Origin of the sequence: Streptomonospora nanhaiensis (assembly GCF_013410565.1) — a bacterium.
GTDB classification, from domain to species: domain Bacteria; phylum Actinomycetota; class Actinomycetes; order Streptosporangiales; family Streptosporangiaceae; genus Streptomonospora; species Streptomonospora nanhaiensis.
In genome coordinates, this window is record NZ_JACCFO010000001.1 from 1,407,688 (window position 1) to 1,427,978 (window position 20,291).

Annotated in this window: 19 protein-coding genes; 11 read left to right on the top strand and 8 right to left on the bottom strand. The window is 73.9% G+C overall.

What is annotated here, in order from left to right:
• Positions 1-33: 33 nt before the first annotated feature.
• The 6 genes from erpA to HNR12_RS06100 form a co-directional block, all read right to left on the bottom strand.
• A complete protein-coding gene (gene erpA, locus HNR12_RS06075) occupies positions 34-384 on the bottom strand; it encodes an iron-sulfur cluster insertion protein ErpA (protein ID WP_179766579.1) in 351 nt (116 codons plus the stop codon).
• A 156-nt stretch (positions 385-540) separates the two neighbouring features.
• Entirely contained in the window at positions 541-1,683 is a 1,143-nt protein-coding gene (locus tag HNR12_RS06080; RefSeq protein WP_179766580.1) for a glycerate kinase, read from the bottom strand.
• 96 nt (positions 1,684-1,779) lie between these two features.
• Entirely contained in the window at positions 1,780-2,364 is a 585-nt protein-coding gene (gene pspAB / locus HNR12_RS06085) for a PspA-associated protein PspAB (protein WP_179766581.1), read from the bottom strand.
• 97 nt (positions 2,365-2,461) lie between these two features.
• A complete protein-coding gene (gene htpX / locus HNR12_RS06090) occupies positions 2,462-3,382 on the bottom strand; it encodes a zinc metalloprotease HtpX (RefSeq protein ID WP_179766582.1) in 921 nt (306 codons plus the stop codon).
• A 321-nt stretch (positions 3,383-3,703) separates the two neighbouring features.
• The gene (pspAA, locus tag HNR12_RS06095; protein WP_179766583.1) at positions 3,704-3,988 is read right to left on the bottom strand and encodes a PspA-associated protein PspAA; all 285 of its coding nucleotides are present in this window, start codon (positions 3,986-3,988) and stop codon (positions 3,704-3,706) included.
• A complete protein-coding gene (locus HNR12_RS06100; RefSeq protein WP_179766584.1) occupies positions 3,985-4,794 on the bottom strand; it encodes a PspA/IM30 family protein in 810 nt (269 codons plus the stop codon). Before HNR12_RS06100 ends, pspAA begins: the two co-directional genes overlap by 4 nt.
• 118 nt (positions 4,795-4,912) lie before the next feature.
• Between HNR12_RS06100 and HNR12_RS06105 the strand changes: the two genes are divergently transcribed.
• Positions 4,913-5,542, top strand: coding sequence for a DUF3043 domain-containing protein (locus HNR12_RS06105; RefSeq protein ID WP_308118984.1), 630 nt, complete (start codon positions 4,913-4,915; stop codon positions 5,540-5,542).
• A gap of 163 nt (positions 5,543-5,705) precedes the next feature.
• On the top strand, positions 5,706-6,710 hold the full coding sequence (locus HNR12_RS06110; protein WP_179766586.1) for an aldo/keto reductase family protein: 1,005 nt from the start codon (positions 5,706-5,708) through the stop codon (positions 6,708-6,710).
• A 103-nt stretch (positions 6,711-6,813) separates the two neighbouring features.
• On the opposite strand, the gene HNR12_RS06115 is transcribed toward HNR12_RS06110, so the two are convergent.
• The gene (locus HNR12_RS06115; protein WP_179766587.1) at positions 6,814-7,020 is read right to left on the bottom strand and encodes a hypothetical protein; all 207 of its coding nucleotides are present in this window, start codon (positions 7,018-7,020) and stop codon (positions 6,814-6,816) included.
• Positions 7,021-7,371: 351 nt separating this feature from the next.
• Here HNR12_RS06115 and HNR12_RS06120 point away from each other — a divergent pair, with 351 nt between their 5' ends.
• The 8 genes from HNR12_RS06120 (at position 7,372) to HNR12_RS06155 (ending at position 17,830) form a co-directional block, all read left to right on the top strand.
• A complete protein-coding gene (locus HNR12_RS06120; RefSeq protein ID WP_179770437.1) occupies positions 7,372-8,400 on the top strand; it encodes a bifunctional adenosylcobinamide kinase/adenosylcobinamide-phosphate guanylyltransferase in 1,029 nt (342 codons plus the stop codon).
• Positions 8,401-8,588: 188 nt separating this feature from the next.
• Positions 8,589-9,350 (top strand): adenosylcobinamide-GDP ribazoletransferase, encoded by a 762-nt coding sequence (locus HNR12_RS06125; protein ID WP_179766588.1) that lies wholly within the window; start codon positions 8,589-8,591, stop codon positions 9,348-9,350.
• A 616-nt stretch (positions 9,351-9,966) separates the two neighbouring features.
• On the top strand, positions 9,967-11,475 hold the full coding sequence (locus HNR12_RS06130; protein WP_179766589.1) for a leucyl aminopeptidase: 1,509 nt from the start codon (positions 9,967-9,969) through the stop codon (positions 11,473-11,475).
• Positions 11,476-11,611: 136 nt separating this feature from the next.
• Entirely contained in the window at positions 11,612-12,988 is a 1,377-nt protein-coding gene (gene lpdA / locus HNR12_RS06135; RefSeq protein WP_179766590.1) for a dihydrolipoyl dehydrogenase, read from the top strand.
• A 78-nt stretch (positions 12,989-13,066) separates the two neighbouring features.
• The gene (gene sucB, locus HNR12_RS06140) at positions 13,067-14,527 is read left to right on the top strand and encodes a 2-oxoglutarate dehydrogenase, E2 component, dihydrolipoamide succinyltransferase (RefSeq protein ID WP_246425009.1); all 1,461 of its coding nucleotides are present in this window, start codon (positions 13,067-13,069) and stop codon (positions 14,525-14,527) included.
• 574 nt (positions 14,528-15,101) lie between these two features.
• Entirely contained in the window at positions 15,102-15,812 is a 711-nt protein-coding gene (gene lipB, locus HNR12_RS06145; protein WP_179766591.1) for a lipoyl(octanoyl) transferase LipB, read from the top strand.
• Between the two features lie 54 nt (positions 15,813-15,866).
• Positions 15,867-16,802 carry a lipoyl synthase gene (lipA, locus tag HNR12_RS06150; RefSeq protein WP_179766592.1) on the top strand — a complete coding sequence of 312 codons (936 nt, stop codon included), beginning with the start codon at positions 15,867-15,869 and terminating at the stop codon, positions 16,800-16,802.
• 281 nt (positions 16,803-17,083) lie between these two features.
• The gene (locus HNR12_RS06155) at positions 17,084-17,830 is read left to right on the top strand and encodes a DUF4191 domain-containing protein (protein ID WP_179766593.1); all 747 of its coding nucleotides are present in this window, start codon (positions 17,084-17,086) and stop codon (positions 17,828-17,830) included.
• Positions 17,831-17,960: 130 nt separating this feature from the next.
• Here HNR12_RS06155 and HNR12_RS06160 read toward each other — a convergent pair whose 3' ends face one another.
• Positions 17,961-18,410, bottom strand: coding sequence for an RDD family protein (locus tag HNR12_RS06160; RefSeq protein ID WP_179766594.1), 450 nt, complete (start codon positions 18,408-18,410; stop codon positions 17,961-17,963).
• Positions 18,411-18,699: 289 nt separating this feature from the next.
• On the opposite strand from HNR12_RS06160, the gene glnA reads away from it, so the two are divergent.
• Positions 18,700-20,124: a type I glutamate--ammonia ligase gene (glnA, locus tag HNR12_RS06165; RefSeq protein ID WP_179766595.1), complete on the top strand. Its 1,425-nt coding sequence runs from the start codon at positions 18,700-18,702 to the stop codon at positions 20,122-20,124.
• Positions 20,125-20,291: the final 167 nt, after the last annotated feature.

The following is a 20,291-nucleotide window of genomic DNA, read 5'->3' on the forward strand; positions in this document are numbered from 1 at the left end:
GCCGGCCCGTGCGGGCGCGGCGCTCGACCCCCCTTAGTTGAAGGAGTCGCCGCAGGCGCAGGAGCCGGTGGCGTTGGGGTTGTCGATGGTGAAGCCCTGCTTCTCGATGGTGTCGACGAAGTCGATGGTGGCGCCCATGAGGTAGGGGGCGCTCATGCGGTCGGTGACGACCTCGACGCCGGAGAAGTCGGCGACGACGTCGCCGTCCAGCTCACGCTCGTCGAAGAAAAGCTGGTAGCGGAGCCCGGAGCAGCCCCCCGGCTGCACAGCGACACGCAGCCGAAGGTCGTCGCGGCCTTCCTGCTCCAGGAGGCCCTTGACCTTGCTCGCCGCCTCGTCCGTCAGGATGATGCCCTGCGCGGGGGCCTCGCTCTGAACCGTCATCTGCTAGCTCCTCCGTAGTTTCGACCCGTGTCGAGCCACACGTGTTCAACGCGCGGTTCGCTTCGCGCATTCCTGGGCGCGGGGTCGTGGCGCGCTCTCCTGTTTTCCCCCAGCTTAGGCGCTCATGCGCACTGTGGCCATCATGAGTCGCGGCCGTCACGCGCCGTGCGGGGGGTGGCCGCCGGGCGTACGCGGGCGGGCCCCGCCCCAGCGCCGGGCGACCGCGGCGGCCAGCCGGGTCAGCTCCTCGGCGGGGCGGCTCAGCGCCGCCTCGGCGGAGCCCGCGGACTCCACCAGGGCGTAGGTCTCGGTGATTCCGGCCGCCGCGGCCTCCTTGCGGCCCACCGCCACCACGCCGGCCGTGACCACGCAGGGCACCCCCTGGTCGGCGGCGGCCCGCGCCACTCCGTGGGGCAGCTTGCCGCGCAGCGACTGGCCGTCGAAGGAGCCCTCGCCGGTGATCACGAGGTCGGCGGTCGCGACGTCGGCGGCCAGGCCGACCGCCTCCAGCACCCGGGCCACGCCCGACTCCACGGTGCCGCCCAGCAGCAGCAGGCCGTAGCCCAGGCCGCCGGCGGCGCCGGCGCCGGGGGCCTCGCGCAGGCCGCCGGGGTCGGTGGCGTCGGCGAAGGCGGTGAGGGCGGCGTCGAGGCGCTGCACCGCGTCGGGGTCGGCGCCCTTCTGCGGGCCGAACACGGCGCTGGCGCCGTTGACGCCCAGCAGCGGGTTGTCCACGTCGGTGGCGGCCACCAGGCGGACGCCGGCCACGGCGGCGCGGGCGGCGGCGAGGTCGATCGGCCCCTCCAGAGCGGCCAGCGCCCCTCCCCCCGAGCCCAGCGCGCCGGCGGGCGAGGCGCCCAGGGCGGCGAGCATGCCCGCGCCGCCGTCGTTGGTGGAGCTGCCGCCCAGGCCCACGACGACGGTGTCGGCTCCGGCGGCCACCGCGGCGGCGATCAGCTCGCCCACGCCGCGGGTGGTGGTGCGCGCCGGGTCGCGCGACTCCGCGGGCACCAGGTGCAGGCCGCAGGCGTGCGCGCTCTCGATGTAGGCGGTGGTGCCGGCGATCAGGTAGCGGGCGGGCACGGGCGCGCCGAGGGGGCCGGTGACCTCCAGGTCGGCAACCGTGCCGCCCAGGGCGGTGTGCAGCACCTCGACGAACCCGGGGCCGCCGTCGGAGAGCGGCAGCAGCCGGGTGTCGGCGTCGGGGGCGACGGTGTGCCAGCCGTCGGCGATGGCCTGGGCGGCCTCGACGGCGGTGAGGGTGCCGGCGAACTTGTCCGGGGCGATGACGATACGCACGGGTTCAGTGTGCCTTGTCGCGTGACGGGGCCCGTCGGCGGGGAGGCCGCACGGGGTCGGGCGGGGGCGCGGCCAGGGGCGCGGGGGCCGCCGAGGTCACAGGCCGGGGGCGCCGTAGACGGGGAACCAGCGGGACTTGTCCTTCTCCACCGGCAGGTCGGCGCCGAGGGCGGCCTCGATCTGGAGTTCCAGGGCGTTGTCGCGGCGCCGGCCGGGCAGCGGCGCGAACGGGTAGAAGGTGCCGCGCTTGTAGAGGTAGACGAGAGCGACGCGGCGCCCGGCGCTGTCGGCGAAGGCCACCAGCGAGCAGAGCAGGGAGGGGCCGAACCCGGCCGACTCCAGCGAGGTGTTGACGGCGTGGACGTCGGTGACCAGGCCGCTGATGTCGGCGGATGCGGCGGCCTCGGGCGCGGCGCGCAGGACCAGCCAGGTGTAGCCGTACTCGTCGGCGGCGGGTTCGACGGCCGGGCCGTCGTCGGCGTTGAGCAGGTCGGTGATGTCGCGCTGGAGGTCGGCGAAGGCGCGGCCCTCGGCGGCGCGGAAGGCGACCGATCCGGTGCCGGTGGGCGCGAACCCGGCGCCGGCGCGCAGCGTGACAGCGGCCGAGGGCAGGGCGAACAGCGCGTCGAGGTCGGGCTTGGCCGGCTTGGACCGGCCCAGCAGGGCGCGCAGGAAGCTCATGTGGGCGGTTCCTCCCGAGGTCGGCCGGTGCGGCGGGCGGGTTCGCGGGTTCGCGGGCGGCGGGCGGACGGGTGTGAGTGGACCGGGCGCGGGCGGCTCAGGCTCCCGTGCCCAGCTGCCGGGAGATGTCGGCGAGCTGGGCGAGGCGGCGCTCGACGGGCGGATGGGTGGCGAACATCTGGCTGAGGCTGAAGCCCTTCTGGGACACCGCGGGGGTGAAGAAGAACGCGTTGAACGGCTCGGCGCGGCGCAGGTCGGTCGTGGGGATGCGGGCCATGTCGCCGTTGATCTTGGTGAGGGCGCTGCCCAGCGCCGAGGGGCGGCCGGTGAGGTAGGCGGCCGCGCGGTCGGCCGACAGCTCGCGGTAGCGCGAGAGCACCCGGGTCAGCAGGAAGCTCAGCGCCCACACCACGGCGCTGACCAGCACCACCAGCAGCGCCACCACGGCGGGCGCGGGGCCGTTGTTGTTGCTCCGGGCGCCGCCGGTGACCATGGCGAAGCGCAGGCCTATCTGGGTGAGGAACCCGGCGACGATCCCGAGGAACCCGGCGATGGTCATGACCATGACGTCGCGGTGGGCCACGTGGGACAGCTCGTGGGCGAGGACCGCCTCCAGTTCGGCGGTGTCCAGCCGGCGCAGGAGGCCGGTGGTGACGCACACGACCGCGTTGCCCCGGTTGTGGCCGGTGGCGAAGGCGTTGGGCACGTCGGTGCGGGCGATGGCGACCTTGGGCTTGGGCATGTCGGCCATGGCGCACAGGCGGTCGACGACCGCGTGGAGCTCGGGCGCCTCGGCGGGCGCGACCTCGCGGGCGCCCATGGAGAACATGGCGATCCTGTCGGAGGTGAAGTACTGCACCACGGCGAAGCCGACCACGACCAGCACGAGCAGGACGACGGGCATGCCCACCAGGTACAGGGCGATGACGAACGCCACGTAGAGGATTCCCAGCAGCGCCATCGTGGCGACCATGCGGGTGGTCAGCCCGCGGTCGGGGATGAATCTGGAACCAGCCACAGCGGGACCCCTCCGTCCGCGGATCGACGGCTTCGTCGCGGATTCCTTGGCAGTGTAGTCGCCGCAGCTGAACGGGGCCGTGGGGGCGCACCGGCGGCCTTCGGGGGCGGGCGGTGCGGGGGCCGCGGAGCGGGCCCGGCGGGCGCGGCCGAGCGGGCGGGTGCCGGCGCGGGGAGGGGGCCGGGGGTGCTCCGGGGAGGCGGCCGCGGGGGCGCGGCGGCCGGGGCCGGCCCCGGGCGGCACCGAGGCCGCCGCGCGGTGCGCGGCGGCCTTCGGAGAGCGGCCGGTAGGCGGCGCCGGGTCAGGGCGCGGCCGGTGCGATCAGGTGAGGTCGGGGATGAGCCCTTCGTCGCCGAGCATGTCCCGGACCTCGTCCATGCTGGCGTCGGCGGGCGGGAGGATGAACTCCGACGGCTCCAGCGACTCGGGGGGAAGCGGCTTGCCGTCCTGGCGGACGCGCTCCAGGAGGTCGTGCAGCGCCTTGCGGAAGGTCTCCTCGCTGCCGGACTCGATCGCCTCCTCAAGGGTGCGGTCGAACTGGTTGAGGAGGTCGAGGTCGGCGTCGCTGAGGTCCAGCTGGCCCTCGCCCATGATGCGGACGATCACGAGCCCTCCCCCTGGCGGTAGGGCTGGACCTGGCTGCCGTTGCCGGCCGGGCCCCCGGCGCGGGAGTCGCCCTCCTCGATCTGGGGGGCGGTGCCGGAGCCGCTGCCCTGGCCGAGTTCGCGCTTCATGCGCTCCAGCTCCAGCTCCACGCCGCTGGTGCTGGCCATGCGGTCCAGCTCGGCCTGGATGTCGTCCTTGGAGGAGCCGCTGACGTCGTCGAGGGCGCCGGAGGCGAGGAGTTCGTCGACCGCGCCGGCGCGGGCCTGCATCTGGGCGGTTTTGTCCTCGGCGCGCTGGATGGCCAGGCCGACGTCGCCCATCTCCTCGGAGATACCGGAGAACGCCTCGCTGATCTGGGTCTGGGCCTGGGCGGCGGTGTAGGTGGCCTTGATGGTCTCCTTGCGGGTGCGGAAGGAGTCGACCTTGGCCTGGAGGCGCTGGGCGGCGAGGGTGAGCTTCTGCTCCTCGCCCTGCAGCTGCTCGTGCTGCTGCTTGAGGCTGTCGATCTGGGACTGCAGGCCCGAGCGGCGGGTCAGGGCCTCGCGCGCGAGGTCCTCGCGGCCGGCCTGCAGCGCCGCGCGGCTCTGGTTCTCCAGCTTGCCGGACTGCTGCTCGAGCTGCTGGACCTGCAGCTCGACGCGCTTGCGGGAGGTGGCGACGTCGGCGACGCCGCGGCGGACCTTCTGCAGCAGTTCCAGCTGCTTCTGGTAGGAGTAGTCGAGGGTTTCGCGCGGGTCCTCGACGGAGTCCAGTGCCCGGTTGGCCTTGGACTTGAAGATCATGGAAAGTCGCTGAAACACGCTCATCGGCGTGGCCGTCCCCTTCTCGGTCCGTAAATCGGCTGTTCCCGGCGGGCGCTGCATCCAACCCTACGCGCTCGCGCGTGGGGTCGCCATGAAGCTCGGACCGGCTACTCTGGAAGACGTGTTCCGACGTCGCTCCGTTCCCGCATCCGAAGATACGGCCGCGCCCGGCTCTGCCACCGCTGAGGCCACCCAACCTAAGGGATATACCCCGAAGAAGGGTGCGCCCACTCCCAAGCGCCGCGAGGCCGAGAAAGCGCTGCGCCGGCCGCTGAACGCGCCGCAGAGCCGGCGCGAGGCCTACCGGCAGTACCGCGAGCGCCAGCAGCGCGAGGCCCAGCGCGTCGCCCAGCGCGGCGGCGCCGCCAAGGGCGAGGAGCGCCACTTCCGGCCCCAGGACCTCGGCCCGGTCCGGGCCTACGCGCGCGACGTCGTGGACTCCCGGCGCAGCGTCAGCGAGTTCTTCCTGTACTTCTCCCTGGCCATCATCGCGCTGCTCTTCCTGCCGTTCCCGCAGATCAACCTCGCGGTCACCTATGTGGTGTGGCCGGCCATGATGGTCACGATCCTGGCCGAGGGCGTCTTCGTGGGCAACCGCGTGAAGCGCCGGGCGCGCGAGCTGTTCCCCGACGACCCCACCGTGCGGGGCGCGGGCATGTACGCGGCCATGCGTCAGCTCCAGGTGCGCCGGCTGCGGCTGCCCAAGCCCAGGGTCAAGCCGGGCCAGCCGGTTCCCGAGCCCACGCGCTGACACCTCCGAGCCTTCCCGCGGCCTGTGGCGGCGGGGCCGCGGTGCGGCCCCGCCGCCACAGGCCGCTTCCCCGTGCCCGCCCGGCGGGCGCGGGCGCTCCGCGCGGCGGGGCCGGGGCGCCCCGCGTCCCGTCAGCCGGACGGCGGCGGGCTAGGGTGCTGCCATGGAATTCCGGCATCTGGGCAGCAGTGGCCTCGTCGTCAGTGAGATCTCCTACGGCAACTGGATCACCCACGGTTCGCAGGTCGAGGAGGACGCCGCCATCGCGTGCGTGCACGCCGCGCTGGACGAGGGCATCACGACTTTCGACACCGCCGACGTCTACGCGCAGGGCCGCGCCGAGGAGGTCCTCGGGCGGGCGCTGAAGGGCCGGCGTCGCGACGGCGTCGAGATCCTCTCCAAAGTCTACTGGCCGGTCGGCGAGGGGAGGAACGACCGCGGGCTTTCGCGCAAGCACATCGTCCGCGGCGTCGAGGAGTCCCTGCGCCGTCTGGGCACCGACTACCTCGACCTCTACCAGGCGCACCGGTTCGACTACGAGACCCCGCTGGAGGAGACCCTGCGGGCGTTCGACGACCTCGTGCGCCAGGGCAAGGTGCTCTACGTCGGCGTCTCGGAGTGGCGCGCCGACCAGATCGAGCGCGCGCTGAAGATCGCCGACGAACTGGGCCTGGACCGGATCGTGTCCAACCAGCCGCAGTACAACATGCTGTGGCGGGTGATCGAGTCGGAGGTCGTGCCGGTCTGCGAGCGCGCGGGGCTGGGGCAGATCGTGTTCTCCCCCATCGCCCAGGGCGTGCTCACCGGCAAGTACCGGCCCGGCCAGGCGCCGCCGGAGGGCTCGCGCGCCACCGACGCCGCCGGCGGGCGGTTCCTCAACAACCGGGGCCTGCTCGACGACGCGCTGCTGGAGCGCGTGCAGCGGCTGGTGCCGCTCGCCGAGGAGGCGGGGCTGTCACTGGCCCAGCTCGCGGTGGCCTGGGTGCTGCAGAACGACAACGTGTCGTCGGCCATCATCGGCGCCTCCCGCCCCGAGCAGGTGCGCGACAACGTCGGCGCCGCGGGCAGGCGCCTCGACGCCGACCTGCTGCGCCGCATCGACGAGGTGCTGGGCGACAGCGTGCAGCGCGACCCCGAACTGACGGTCAGCCCCCCGAAGCGGCCGTAAGGCCCCCGGCCTTGCGCAGGGCCTTCGCCGGTCAGCGGGGGCGGCGCGGGGCGCCGCCCCCGCGGGCGTGTGCGCCGGGTTGCGGGGGAGCGTCCCGCGCGCGTCAGGCGGGCTCGTCCAGGCTCATCGAGTACACGGCGCGGTCGTCCTCGACGAGGGTGACACGGGCCGCACCGCCCTCGACCAGGCTCCGCCAGTTCTCCCCGAGCCAGCTCTCGGCGTCGCCCCGCGAGGAGAACAGCTCGCCGGGCAGCGACCCGCCGTCCAGCGCCTCGCCGTGCTCCGTCTCATACCGCCAGCTCCAGGCCATGGGCCACCCTTTCGTCGGTGTGCGCGGCCGGCGCCGCCCCCTGCGGGGCTCGGGCCGGACCCCCTGTGGGAATTCCGAGGATAGGCCGCCCCGCCCGCGCCGGCCCGGTGGCGGGTGCGGTGCCGCCGCGCACCGCGGACGGCGGCCGCGCCGCTCCGCCGCGCACCGCGCACACCGCGCAACCTGCGCGAAGGGGGTGCTCGGCGGCCCGGAAGCACCCCGCCATGCTGTTAACTGGCCAGCGTGCGAATCCGTCTCTCGGGCACCTCCGGCCCCGCCGGATGGCCCGCGCCCCAGTGCCGCTGCGCCTCCTGCAACCGGGCGGCGGAGAACCGGCGCGCCCCCGTCCGGATCGCGGTGGACAACGCGCTCGTCCTGCGCGACCCCGCCGCCGGACCCGTCTCCCCCGCCCCGCCCGGCTACACCGTCGCCCGCACGCCCTACGGCACCCTGGTCGAGGGGCCGGGGGGCGGCCGGCTGCTGTACGCGCGCCCCGACGCCCCCGCCGACCCGCCGCCAAAACCGGCGCCCGGTTCCGGCGGCGCCGGCGCTGAGGGGGTCGACGGCGAGAACACCGTCCCCTTACCGGCCGCAGGCGTACCCGCCCACCAGGTGGACGTCGCGATCGTGGACGCCGGGGAGTCCCCCGCCACCATCGGCGCGCTGCGCCGGGCAGGGGTGGTGGGCGCCACCACCGCGGTGGTCGCCGTCGGCGGAGACCACCGGGTCCACTCCCCCGCCGAGTTCGAGCGCCGCGCGCGGCTGTGGGGCGCGCTCTGTCCCTCCGACGGCCAGGAGCTGTGGTGCCCGCCGTCGACCTGGCCCCCGGAACGGGTGCGCGGCCCCCACCGCGTGCTGGTCACCGGCGGCGCGCGCTCGGGCAAGTCCGCCGAGGCCGAGCGCCGCCTGCTGGGCGAGCCCGAGGTCCTCTACCTGGCCACGGGCCCCTCACCGGAGGCGGAGGACGCGGCGTGGGCGCGCCGCGTCGCCGAGCACCGCGCCCGCCGCCCGTCGTGGTGGAAGACCGAGGAGACCCCCGACGCGGCGGCCGTGCTGCGCGGCGCCGAGGGGGCGGTGCTGTTCGACTGCGTGGGCACGTGGCTGGCCGCGGCCATGGACGCCTGCGGGATGTGGCAGGAGCCCGCGCCCGCCGGCGCCGAGGACGCGCTGGCCGCGCGCGTGGACGACCTGGTGTTGGCCTGGCGCGGCTGCCGGGCGCTCGTGGTGGCGGTCACCAACGAGGTCGGCTCGGGCGTGGTGCCGCCCACGGCCGCCGGGAACGTCTTCCGCGACTGGCTGGGGCGCCTCAACCAGCTTCTGGCGGCGGAGTCGGAGCAGGTGGTGCTGGCCACGGCCGGTCGCGTGCTGGAGCTTCCGTGACCGCTGCCGGAGGCGGCGGTGCCGCAGGCGGAACCCGGAGCGGGAACGGTGCCGAAGGCGGCGGTGGCGGTACCGGTACCCCAGGCGGGGGCGCCGAGGGCGGTGAGCCGGGCGGCCGTCCGGGCACGGGCGGATCCGGCGACCGGCGCGGCCGCCGCCTGCCGCGCGGCTGCCTCGACGGGCTGCGCATGTCGGCGGGCACGCTGACGGCGGTGCCGGTGGGTGCGGGACGCGTCGACCGCACCGTGGCGGGGCGGGCCATGTCCCTGGCCCCCCTGGTGGGCGCCGGGCTGGGCCTTGGGGCGGCCCTGGTGCTGCTGGCCGCCCGCGCCCTGGACCTGCCGGGCCTGCTCGCGGCGGCGCTGGCGATCGGCGTGCTGGCGCTGCTCACCCGGGGGTTGCACCTGGACGGACTGGCCGACCTCGCCGACGGCCTCGGCAGCGGCCGCCCGGCCGAGGGGGCGTTGGAGGTGATGCGCCGCTCCGACATCGGGCCGTTCGGGGTGGTGGCCCTCGTGCTCGTGCTGCTCGTGCAGGTGGCGGCACTCGGCGGCATCGCCGAGGCGTCGCCGGCGGCGGGGGCCGGTGCCGTCGTGGCCGCCGTGGTGGCGGGCCGGCTGGCGATCACCCTGGCCTGTGTGCCGGGCGTGCCGCCGGCGCGCCCGGAGGGCCTGGGCGCGTTCGTCGCGGGCACGGTGCCTTGGGGCGCGGCGGCGGGCGCGAGCGCGGGGGCACTGGCCGCCGCCGCCCTCGCGGGGCTGGCGGCGGGACCCGCCTTCGCCGCCGGATGCGCCGCGGCGGTCGCCGTCGGCGCGGGCGCGGCGGCGGCGCTGCTCCACCGCGCCCGGCGCCGCCTGGGCGGAATCACCGGCGACGTCCTGGGCGCCCTCGCGGAGACCGCCACGACAGCGGCCCTCGTGACAACCGCCATCGCCGCCCAGGCGGGCTGACCTGGGAGGCCGGGTACGCGGGCGGCGGGCGGGCCGGGGCCGATCACGGTGCGGAACCGGTGGTGATCGTCCGATGCGGCCCGCTCGCGAACGCCCCTCGGCCGCCACCCCAGCGCCCTCGACCGGGCACCGGGCCGCCACGCACCCCGCCCTTTCCGGCACACCGGCGGGCGCCCTCAGCGGGGCCAATCCCGCGCCGGGGACATGAGGCCGGAACCGGCCGCTTTCGCGTCCTGGCCGCTCAGCGGGGGTGGCGGCGCGTGATCGGGGTGTCCGGCACGCCAGCGGGGAGATCTGTCGGCATCGTCACAATTTTTCACACGGCCCCGCGTCGACCGGCCGCTGAGCTGGGCTCTCGGCGGCCTTCGGCGCGCGGCCGCCGCCCGGAACGCCGGGCGGCCGCCGCCGCTCCGGCGGCGACCAGGCCGGATCCCGGCGGCGCCCGGAGTGGCAAAGACCGCCGTGTTCGTGACCGGTGCGGATGTCGGACCCCGCTGCGCGGAGAAGTTCGGCCGCTTTTCGCCGCGCACGCAACTTGTGGGGATCTTCGCGGTGTATGCGCACACGCCGTGGGCAGCGTGCCGGGCGGGACGTCACAAGGGCTAGCATCAGGGGCGTGAGCACGTCGTTGTCAGTAATCACGGAATCCCCCAGTTCGCTCGACGTCGACGCGGTGGTGGTCGGCTACCATGCGGCGGCGTCCGACGCTCCCCAGCCCGCGTCGGGCGCTCACGACGTCGACGCCGCCTTCTCCGGCGGCCTCTCCCGGGCGCTGGCGCAACTGGGCGCCCGCGGTGCCGCCGAGGAGGTGCACACCGTGCCCACGCTCGGCGCCCTCAAGGCGCCCGTGGTGATCGCTGTGGGCCTGGGCGACGCCCCCGCCGAGGGCGAGGGGGTGGACCCCGACACCCTCGCGCGCGCCGCCGGCGCGGCGCTGCGCGCCCGCGGGCGCGACCACGCCCGGGTGGCCGTCGCGCTGCCCGCCGACACCGCCGAACGCGCCCACGCCGCGGCGCTGGGGGCGCTGCTGGGCGACTACTCCTACACCCGCTACCGCACCGGCGACGACACCCGCTCCCCCGCCGCCGAGATCCGCGTGGTCTCGGCCGCCGCGGGCGCCCAGGCCGCCGTCGAGCGCGCCGACACCCTCGCCGGTGCCGTGAACCTCGCCCGCGACCTCGTCAACACCGCGCCCGTGGACCTCGTGCCCGAGGACCTGGCCGGGATCGCCGAGCAGGTCGCCCGCGAGAACGGCCTGGCCGTCGAGGTCCTCGACGAGGCCGCGCTGCACGAGGGCGGCTACGGCGGCCTCATCGGCGTGGGCCAGGGCTCGGACAACCCGCCGCGCCTGGTGCGGCTGGCCTACACCCACCCCGAGGCCACCCGCACGGTGGCGTTCGTGGGCAAGGGCATCACCTTCGACTCCGGCGGCCTGTCGCTCAAGCCGGCCGGGTCCATGGACTGGATGAAGTCCGACATGGGCGGGGCCGCCGCGGTGCTGGGGGCCATGAGCGCCATCGCCCGGCTGGCCCCGGCCGTCAACGCCGTGGGCTACCTCGCCATCGCCGAGAACATGCCCGGCGGCGGCGCGCAGCGCCCCTCCGACGTGATCACGATCTACGGCGGCACCACGGTCGAGGTCCTCAACACCGACGCCGAGGGCCGCCTGGTGATGGCCGACGCGCTGGTGCGCGCCCACGAGGACGACCCCGACCTGATCGTCGACGTGGCCACCCTCACCGGCGCCCAGCTCGTGGCCCTGGGCACCCGGGTCTTCGCCGTGATGTCCAACGACGACTCCGTCCGCGACGACGTGGTCGCCGCGGCCGCGGCCGCCGGGGAGTCCGGCTGGCCGATGCCGCTGCCCGCCGAACTCCGCTCGGGCCTGGACTCCGCCGTGGCCGACATCGCCAACGTCTCCGGCGAGCGCTGGGGCGGCATGCTCAGCGCCGGGGTGTTCCTCAAGGAGTTCATCGCCGAGGGCGTCCGCTGGGCGCACCTGGACATCGCGGGCCCGGCGTTCAACCAGGGCGGGCCCTACGGCTACACCCCCAAGGGCGGAACGGGGGCCGCCACCCGCACCCTGGTGCGGATCACCGAGAACCTGGCGGCCGACCGGGACTGACCCGCGGCCGGGCGGGAGCGCCCGACCGACCGCGCACATTGAAAGACCGACTGCGGCCGGGCGGGACACGCGCCGGGTCGCGCGGACACGTCAGACCAGACGAACACGAACATCCACATCAAGGAGTGTCCTTCCCGTGAGTGACAACGGCGGCACCTTCGACCTGCTGATCCTGGGCGCCGGCAGCGGCGGCTACGCCGCCGCCATCCGCGCCTCCGAGCTGGGCATGAAGGTCGGCCTGATCGAGAAAGACAAGCTCGGGGGCACCTGCCTGCACGTCGGCTGCATCCCCACGAAGGCGCTGCTGCACTCGGCCGAGGTCGCCGACGCCGCGCGGGACAGCGAGACCTTCGGCGTCAAGGCCGGCTTCGAGGGCATCGACATGGCCGGCGTGAACGCCTACAAGGACAAGGTCGTCAGCCGCATGTTCCGCGGCCTGACCGGCCTGATCAAGGCCCACGGCATCACCGTGATCGAGGGCGAGGGCAAGCTCACCGGCCCCGACGAGGTCACCGTCGACGGCACCGCCTACAAGGGCACCAACATCCTGCTCGCCACCGGCTCCAAGCCCAAGACCCTGGGCCTGGACATCGACGGCGAGAAGATCATCACCAGCGAGCACGCGCTCAAGCTCGACCGCGTCCCCAAGTCGGTCGTGGTCCTGGGCGGCGGTGTCATCGGCGTGGAGTTCGCCAGCGTGTGGCGCTCCTACGGCGCCGAGGTCACCATCGTCGAGGCGCTGCCGCACCTGGTGCCGGTCGAGGAGGAGTCCTCCTCCAAGCTGCTGGAGCGCGCCTTCCGCAAGCGCGGCATCAAGTACGAGCTGGGCACCCCGTTCGAGAGCGTCAAGACCACCGACTCCGGCGTCAGCGTCACCCTCCAGGGCGGCAAGAGCCTGGAGGCCGAGATGATGCTCGTGGCCATCGGCCGCGCGCCCGTCTCCGAGGGCCTGGGCTATGAGGAACAGGGCATCCAGCTGGAGCGCGGGTTCGTCAAGGTGGACGAGAACCTGCACACCGGTGTCGGCAACATCTACGCCGTGGGCGACCTGATCCCGACCCTGCAGCTGGCCCACGTCGGGTTCGCCGAGGGCATCTACGTCGCCGAGCAGCTGGCCGGCCTCAACCCGCCGGCCATCGACTACGCCGGCGTCCCGCGCATCACCTACAGCGAGCCCGAGGTCGCCTCGGTGGGCCTGACCTCCAAGGCCGCCAAGGAGCGCGGCTACGAGATCGTCGAGCAGGACTACAACCTCGGCGGCAACGGCAAGAGCCAGATCCTGCAGACCCAGGGCTCGGTCAAGGTCATCGCCCAGAAGGACGGCCCCGTGCTGGGCGTGCACATGGTGGGCAGCCGCGTGGGCGAGCTGACCGCCGAGGCCCAGCTGATCTACAACTGGGAGGCGCTGCCCTCGGAGGTCGCGCAGCTCATCCACCCGCACCCGACCCAGTCCGAGGCGCTGGGCGAGGCGCACCTCGCACTGGCCGGAAAGCCGCTGCACGTCCACGAGTGACGCGTCCGCGGGGCGGGGCGGCCGTCCCCGCCCCGCTTTCGCATCCCCGCGTTTCGCACGTCCATCTAAGAGGAACCCATGCCGACTTCCGTTTCAATGCCCGCCCTGGGCGAAAGCGTCACCGAGGGCACCGTCACCCAGTGGCTGAAGAAGGAGGGTGACACCGTCGCGGTCGACGAGCCCCTCCTGGAGGTCTCGACCGACAAGGTCGACACCGAGATCCCGTCGCCTGTCGCGGGCGTGCTGAGCAAGATCCTCGTCGCCGAGGACGAGACCGTGGAGATCGGCGCGGAGATCGCGATCATCAGCGGTGAGGGCGAGGACGCCGGGGCCGGCGCCGAGGACACCGCCGAGCCCGCCGAGGCGCCCGCCGCCGAGCAGTCCCAGGAGGCCGCCGCGGCCGAGGAGCCGCAGGCCCAGGAGCCGGAGTCCGACCCGGCCGAGAGCGCCGCTCCGCAGCAGGCCGCCACCGAGCCCGCGCCGGCGCCCGAGCCCGCCGCCCCGGCCCCCTCCCCCCGCCCCAGCCGCGAGGACATCACCCCGCCGGTCGACGTCGAGACCCTGAGCGGCACCGGCCGGGCGTCGGGCACCGACGCGGTCACCGAGGCCTACGTGACCCCGCTGGTGCGCAAGCTCGCCGCCCAGGAGGGCGTGGACCTCAGCCAGGTGCAGGGCACCGGCGTGGGCGGGCGCATCCGCAAGCAGGACGTCCAGGAGGCCGCGCGCCGCCGCCGCGAGGCCCCCGCGGCCCCGGCCGCCGCCCAGCAGCAGCCCGCCCGCACCCCGGCGCGGCGCCCGGTGGCCGACACCACGCTGCGCGGCCGCACCGAGACCATGTCGCGGCTGCGCCAGACCATCGCCGACCAGATGGCGGAGTCGCAGAAGATCTCGGCCGAGGTCACCCAGGTGATCGAGGTCGACGTCACCAACATCGCCCGGCTGCGCGAGCGCGCCGCCGAGCAGTTCGAGGCCCGCGAGGGCGTCGAACTGGGCTTCTTCCCGTTCTTCGCGCTGGCCACGGTCGAGGCGCTCAAGGCCCACCCCAAGCTCAACGCGGTGATCGACAGCGCCAAGTACGAGGTCACCTACCACAGCATCGAGAACCTGGGGATCTCGGTCGACACCGAGCCGGGCCTGCTGGTGCCGGTCATCAAGGACGCCGGCGACCTCAACCTCGGCGGTCTGGCCCGCAAGATCGCCGACCTGACCGAGCGCGCGCACACCGGCGACCTCAACCCCGACGAGCTGAGCGGCGGCACGTTCACCCTGGCCGACACCGGTGAGGTGGGCGCGCTGTTCAACACGCCGGTCATCAACCAGCCGCAGGTGGGCATCCTCAGCACCGGCGCGGTCGTCAAGCGGCCCGTCGTGGTGGAGGACCCCGAGCTCGGCGAGGTGATCGCGGTGCGCTCGATGATGTACCTGGCGCTCACCCACGACCACCGGCTCATCGACAGCGCCGACGCCGCCCGGTTCCTGGCCGACGTGCGCGAGCGCCTGGAAGAGGGCGACTTCGAGTCGGAGCTGGGCCTGGCCTAGCGCCCGGCGCGGGGGCGGCCGCGGCCTTGGGGCCGGGGCCGCCCCGCGGGGGTGCGCCGCGCGCCGCGCGGCGGAAAGGCAGCGGGGCGGTATCCGGTGACCCGGGTACCGCCCCGCTTTTTACCCCACCATTCACCATCCCCCTGGTGATCCCCATCACCAAAGGTCTGTGTTCGGCGGAGGCCCCGCGAAGGGGGCACCGCCGGAAACCCCAGAACTCCCAGGCCGTTACGAGGAGTCCCGTGTTCCTGACTCAAAGGTATGGCCCCGCGGGACCGCGCGCAGCCGTTTGGCGGAAATCGGCGCCTGATTCCGCGGAAAAACCTGTCCGGCCCGGCCGGGTGCGGCCAGGGGCCCGCGCCGGGGCCGCCGCGCGGGCGTCCGCGGGGTCCTTCGCGCCGCCCTCCCGAGGCGCGGGCGGGACCGGCTCGGCGCGCGGCGCGGGCGGGCGGGGGCCGGTGCGGGAGCGCGCCGAAACGCCCGGCCACCGCGCGTTATTCCCGCCCCGCGGCGGCGCCGGGCGGTGCGCTAGGCGACATCGCCCGGCCCGGTGGCGGGGCATAAGGTGGGATGTATGAGTCAGCTCGTCTTCGCCCGCCTCGGCGAGGCCCCCGTCCCCTACCACGAGGGCTGGGATCTGCAGAAGCGGGTGCACGCCGACCGGGTCGCCGACCTCATCCCCGACACCGTGCTCGTGCTGGAGCACGAACCCGTCTACACCGCGGGCAAGCGCACGGGCCCCTGGGACCGCCCGGCGACCGACCCCGGCGCCCCCATCGTCGACATCGACCGCGGCGGCAGGCTCACCTGGCACGGCCCCGGGCAGGTCACGGTCTACCCCATCGTCCGGCTGCCCGACCCCATCGACGTCGTGGCCTACGTCCGCATGCTGGAGGAGGCGATCATCCGCACCATCGCGGAGTTCGGCCTGGCCGGCAAGCGGGTCGAGGGCCGCACCGGCGTCTGGCTCGACGCCGACCCCGACCGCGGCCTCACCGAGCGCAAGATCGCCGCGATCGGCTGCCGTATCGCCCGCGGCGTCGGCATGCACGGCTTCGCGCTGAACTGCGCCAACGACCTCAGCTGGTTCGACCGCATCATCCCGTGCGGCATCACCGACGCCGGCACCACCTCGCTCAGCCGCGAGCTGGGCCGCGAGGTGCCCGTGGCCGAGGTCGTGCCGCTTGTCGAGCGCCACCTGGCGGCGGTGCTGGGCGCCGACCGCGTCCGCCACCACCAGGGCGCGCCCGAGCCCGCCGCTCCGGCCGCGCTCGCCGAGGCCTGAGCCCGCGCCCGCCCGCCACCACCGCCCCACGAGGGTCGCAGGAAAGGAACCGCGTTGACCATCGCGCCAGAGGGCCGCAAGCTGCTGCGGATTGAGGCCCGCAACAGCCAGACGCCCATCGAGAGGAAGCCGCCCTGGATCAAGATCAAGGCGAAGATGGGCCCGGAGTACTCCGAGCTGCACTCCCTGGTCAAGCGCGAAGGGCTGCACACCGTCTGCCAGGAGGCCGGCTGCCCCAACATCTACGAGTGCTGGGAGGACCGCGAGGCCACGTTCCTCATCGGCGGCGACCAGTGCACGCGCCGGTGCGACTTCTGCCAGATCGCCACGGGCAAGCCCAGCCCGATGGACCGCCTCGAACCCACCAAGGTCGCCAACTCGGTGCGCACCATGGGGCTGCGCTACGCCACGGTCACCGGCGTGGCGCGTGACGACCTCGACGACGGCGGCGCCTGGCTGTACGCCGAGACCGTGCGCAAGATCCACGAGCTCAACCCCGGCACCGGCGTGGAGCTGCTGATCCCCGACTTCAACGCCGACCCCGACCAGCTGGCCGAGGTGTTCGGGTCGCGGCCGGAGGTCCTGGCGCACAACGTCGAGACCGTCCCGCGGATCTTCAAGCGCATCCGCCCCGGGTTCCGCTACGAGCGGTCGCTGGAGGTCATCACCAAGGCCCGCGCCGACGGACTGGTCACCAAGTCCAACCTGATCCTGGGCATGGGCGAGGAGCGCCACGAGATCAGCCAGGCCATGCGCGACCTCCACGAGGCCGGCTGCGACCTGCTGACCATCACCCAGTACCTGCGGCCCTCCAAGCTGCACCACCCCATCGACCGGTGGGTCAAGCCCGAGGAGTTCGTGGAGCTGGCGGCCGAGGCCGAGGAGATCGGCTTCGCCGGCGTGATGTCGGGGCCGCTGGTGCGGTCCTCCTACCGCGCCGGGCGCCTCTACCAGCAGGCGGTCGACAAGCGCGCCGAGGCCGCGCGCTAGCGGCCCGCCGCGCACATCCGTGACCAACCTGAGACGGCGGCCGGGCGGCCGCCGTTTCACGTTGGCCGGGGCACTGGCCATATGCTGAAGACGGACGGTCAGGCGGTCCGGCTCCGGCCGCCGCCGGGGCCGTCCGAAAAGCGCGGCCCGCGCGTCAGCGGGCGATCCCGTGCCGACCCGCGCGGTCGCACCGCCCCATCCGTTCGACCGAGGAGGAGGACAGGCAGAGCAGGAGGTTGCCCCCTTCGGTGCAGCGCCGGCGCACCCTGCCTGGAAAGACGATGGCGAAGAAGCCCAAGGACACCACGGCCACCGCGAGCGGCTCGGGCGGCGCCCGCGGCAGCGGCGGCGGCGCCGAGAAGCCCCCCGGCCGCCTCAAGCAGATCGGCATGGTCGCCCGGGTGGTGCACCAGCAGAGCCCCCGCAGCATCCCGCTCGCGGTCGGCATCTTCGTGGTGCTGGTGGCGCTGTCGGTCCTGGGCGGATTCCTCTTCGGCGGCTGGCTGTACTGGCTGACGCTGGGCATCCCGGTGGCCTTCCTCGCCGGGTTCATCTACTTCACCCGGTCGGCGCAGCGCGTGCAGTACCAGATGCTCGACGGCCGGCTGGGCGCCGCCATGGCGGTGCTGGACAACATGCGCGGCGACTGGACCACCGAGCCGGGTGTGGGCGCCACCCGCCAGATGGACGTCGTCCACCGCGCGGTGGGCCGCCCGGGCGTGGTGCTGGTCGGCGAGGGCGACCCCGCGCGGGTGCGCGGGCTGATCGCCGCCGAGAAGAAGCGGGTGTCGCGGGTGGCCTACAACACCCCCATCTACGACCTCCACGTGGGCAACGGCGACAAGCAGGTGCGCATCGCCGACCTCCAGCGCCACCTCCTCAAGCTGCCGCGCAACCTCGACAAGGCCGAGGTCGCCGAACTCCGCTACCGGCTCAAGGCGCTGCCGCCGGCCGTGCAGATGCCCAAGGGGCCGATCCCCAAGGGCGTGCGGATGCCCAAGGGCCCCAAGGCCCAGGGCGGGCGCTGAGGCGCCGCCCCGCCCACGCCCAACGGCCGGGAACGGCTGGAGACCACAGCGGGCCGCGCCCCCTCGGGGGCGCGGCCCGTCGCGTTTGACGCGGGGCCTCGTGGAGCGCGCATCCGCGCCCGCGCCGCCGCTACAGGCGGCGGGTGATGGTGCCGGCCACGCGGTCGTGCAGGCCGCGGTGGTCGCGGTCGTAGACCACGGCCGGGATGACCAGGCACAGCAGCAGCGTGCGCACGGCCATGGCCACGGGCCAGGGCAGCGGCCGGTCGCCGGTGGCGGCGACCTCGATCCCCACGATGCGCTTGCCCAGGGTGGTGCCGAAGAGGGTGAGCAGCACGATGCTGTAGCCGGCGAAGACCAGCAGCGCCGGCCACGAGGACGCGGCGGCGCCGGCGGGGTCGCCGGGGCCGCCGCCCGCCAGGGCCGAGGCCACCAGCAGGCACAGCAGCCAGTCCAGCAGCAGGGCCAGGAGCCGGCGGCCGATGCCGGGCACCGACCCGGGGCCGTGCTCGGGCATGCCCAGCCGGTTGCCGCGGTAGCGGAACGGCGTCTCCTCGGATGCGCCTGTCGTGTCACCCATGGTCACAACCGTATCGGTGCGGTAGGCGGGTTACGGTCGGGGTAGCGCTCTCGCACATGGCGTCCGCACCGCCGCCCGTGTGTCCGGTTTCACCGCCAAGCGTGCGCGCATGCGCTGTAGGCAGGGAAAACACCGGTCTCCGTAACGCCCAAGAAACATATGAGACATGGTCCGGAAATCGCCCGCTCCTAGCGTCGTTGCCGTAGCCGGGAGGTTGCGATGTTTAGGTAGGGTTCCGCGACGATGCGGGCAACCGGCCGCGCCTCTTTCACCTGCACGGAGGTAAGTCTTGTTCAGCAGTGCCGAAGAGCTTTTGGCCTTCGCCCGCAACGAGGGCATCAAGTTTCTCGATGTCCGATTCACCGACCTGTTCGGGGCCACGCACCACTTCACGCTCCCCATCGAGCACGTCGACGAGGGGACCTTCGACGAGGGCCTGATGTTCGACGGCTCGTCGATCCGCGGGTTCCAGGCCATCCACGAGTCCGACATGCTCCTGCTGCCGGACGTCACCTCGGCCGTCGTGGACCGGTTCCGCGAGCACCCCACGCTGAACGTCACGTTCTTCGTGCACGACCCCTTCACCCGGGAGTCCTACAGCCGCGACCCGCGCAACGTCGCCCGCAAGGCCGAGGCGTACCTGACCTCGACCGGGATCGCCGACACCGTGTTCTTCGGCCCCGAGGCCGAGTTCTACATCTTCGACGACGTCCGGTTCCAGACCTCGGAGAACGCGAGCTTCTACTACATCGACTCCGTCGAGGGCGCCTGGAACACCGGCACCCGCAACGGCGAGTCGAACCTGGGCTACCGGCCGCGCTACAAGGGCGGCTACTTCCCGGTGGAGCCGGTCGACCACTACAGCGACCTGCGCTCGACCATGGTGCGCAACCTGATCGAGGCCGGCATCGAGGTCGAGATCCAGCACCACGAGGTCGGCACCGCCGGCCAGGCCGAGATCGACTTCAAGTTCGGCACCCTGCTGAAGTCCGCCGACAACGTGCAGCTCTACAAGTACATCGTGAAGAACACGGCGTACCAGGCGGGCAAGTCGGTCACCTTCATGCCCAAGCCGGTCTTCGGCGACAACGGCTCGGGCATGCACTGCCACCAGAGCCTGTGGAAGGACGGCGCACCGCTGTTCTTCGACGAGTCGGGCTACGCCCAGCTCTCCGACACCGCGCGCTACTACATCGGCGGCCTGCTCAAGCACGCCCCGGCGCTGCTGGCGTTCACCAACCCGACCATCAACTCCTACCACCGCCTGGTGCCCGGCTTCGAGGCCCCCGTCAACCTCGTGTACTCCCAGCGCAACCGCTCGGCGTGCATCCGCATCCCGCTGACCGGGTCCAACCCCAAGGCCAAGCGCCTGGAGTTCCGCGTGCCCGACCCCTCGGCCAACCCCTACCTCGCGTTCTCCGCGATGCTGATGGCCGGGATCGACGGCATCAAGAACAAGATCGAGCCGCCGGAGCCGGTCGACAAGGACCTCTACGAGCTGCCCCCGGCCGAGGCCGAGGCCATCGAGAAGGTCCCCGCGTCGCTGGACGCCACGCTGGACGCCCTGGAGGCCGACCACGAGTTCCTGCTCGAGGGCGGTGTCTTCACCCAGGACCTCATCGAGACCTACGTCGACTACAAGCGCACCGAGGAGATCGACTCCCTGCGGCTGCGCCCGCACCCGCGCGAGTTCGAGCTGTACTACGACATCTAGGACAGCTGAGCGCCGCGAGCGCTCGGGCCGGCGCGCTCCCCCGCCTGGGGGCGGGGCGCGCGCCGGCGCGGTGGGAGGCCGCCGCCCGCGTGGACGCGGGCGGCGGCCTCTCGCGGTCGGCACGGGCGGCCGGCCGGTGCGGCCGGGCCGGCCGAAGGGGAGGAACA

Bases quoted from the DNA above. Each gene is read 5' to 3' on its own strand.
- HNR12_RS06100 (WP_179766584.1), bottom strand. From the start codon at position 4,794: ATGAGCGTGTTTCAGCGACTTTCCATGATCTTCAAGTCCAAGGCCAAC.
- HNR12_RS06115 (WP_179766587.1), bottom strand. From the start codon at position 7,020: ATGGCCTGGAGCTGGCGGTATGAGACGGAGCACGGCGAGGCGCTGGAC.
- lipB (WP_179766591.1), top strand. From the start codon at position 15,102: ATGAGTCAGCTCGTCTTCGCCCGCCTCGGCGAGGCCCCCGTCCCCTAC.
- erpA (WP_179766579.1), bottom strand. From the start codon at position 384: ATGACGGTTCAGAGCGAGGCCCCCGCGCAGGGCATCATCCTGACGGAC.
- HNR12_RS06125 (WP_179766588.1), top strand. From the start codon at position 8,589: ATGTCGGCGGGCACGCTGACGGCGGTGCCGGTGGGTGCGGGACGCGTC.
- HNR12_RS06110 (WP_179766586.1), top strand. From the start codon at position 5,706: ATGGAATTCCGGCATCTGGGCAGCAGTGGCCTCGTCGTCAGTGAGATC.
- HNR12_RS06160 (WP_179766594.1), bottom strand. From the start codon at position 18,410: ATGGGTGACACGACAGGCGCATCCGAGGAGACGCCGTTCCGCTACCGC.
- pspAB (WP_179766581.1), bottom strand. From the start codon at position 2,364: ATGAGCTTCCTGCGCGCCCTGCTGGGCCGGTCCAAGCCGGCCAAGCCC.
- sucB (WP_246425009.1), top strand. From the start codon at position 13,067: ATGCCGACTTCCGTTTCAATGCCCGCCCTGGGCGAAAGCGTCACCGAG.
- HNR12_RS06155 (WP_179766593.1), top strand. From the start codon at position 17,084: ATGGCGAAGAAGCCCAAGGACACCACGGCCACCGCGAGCGGCTCGGGC.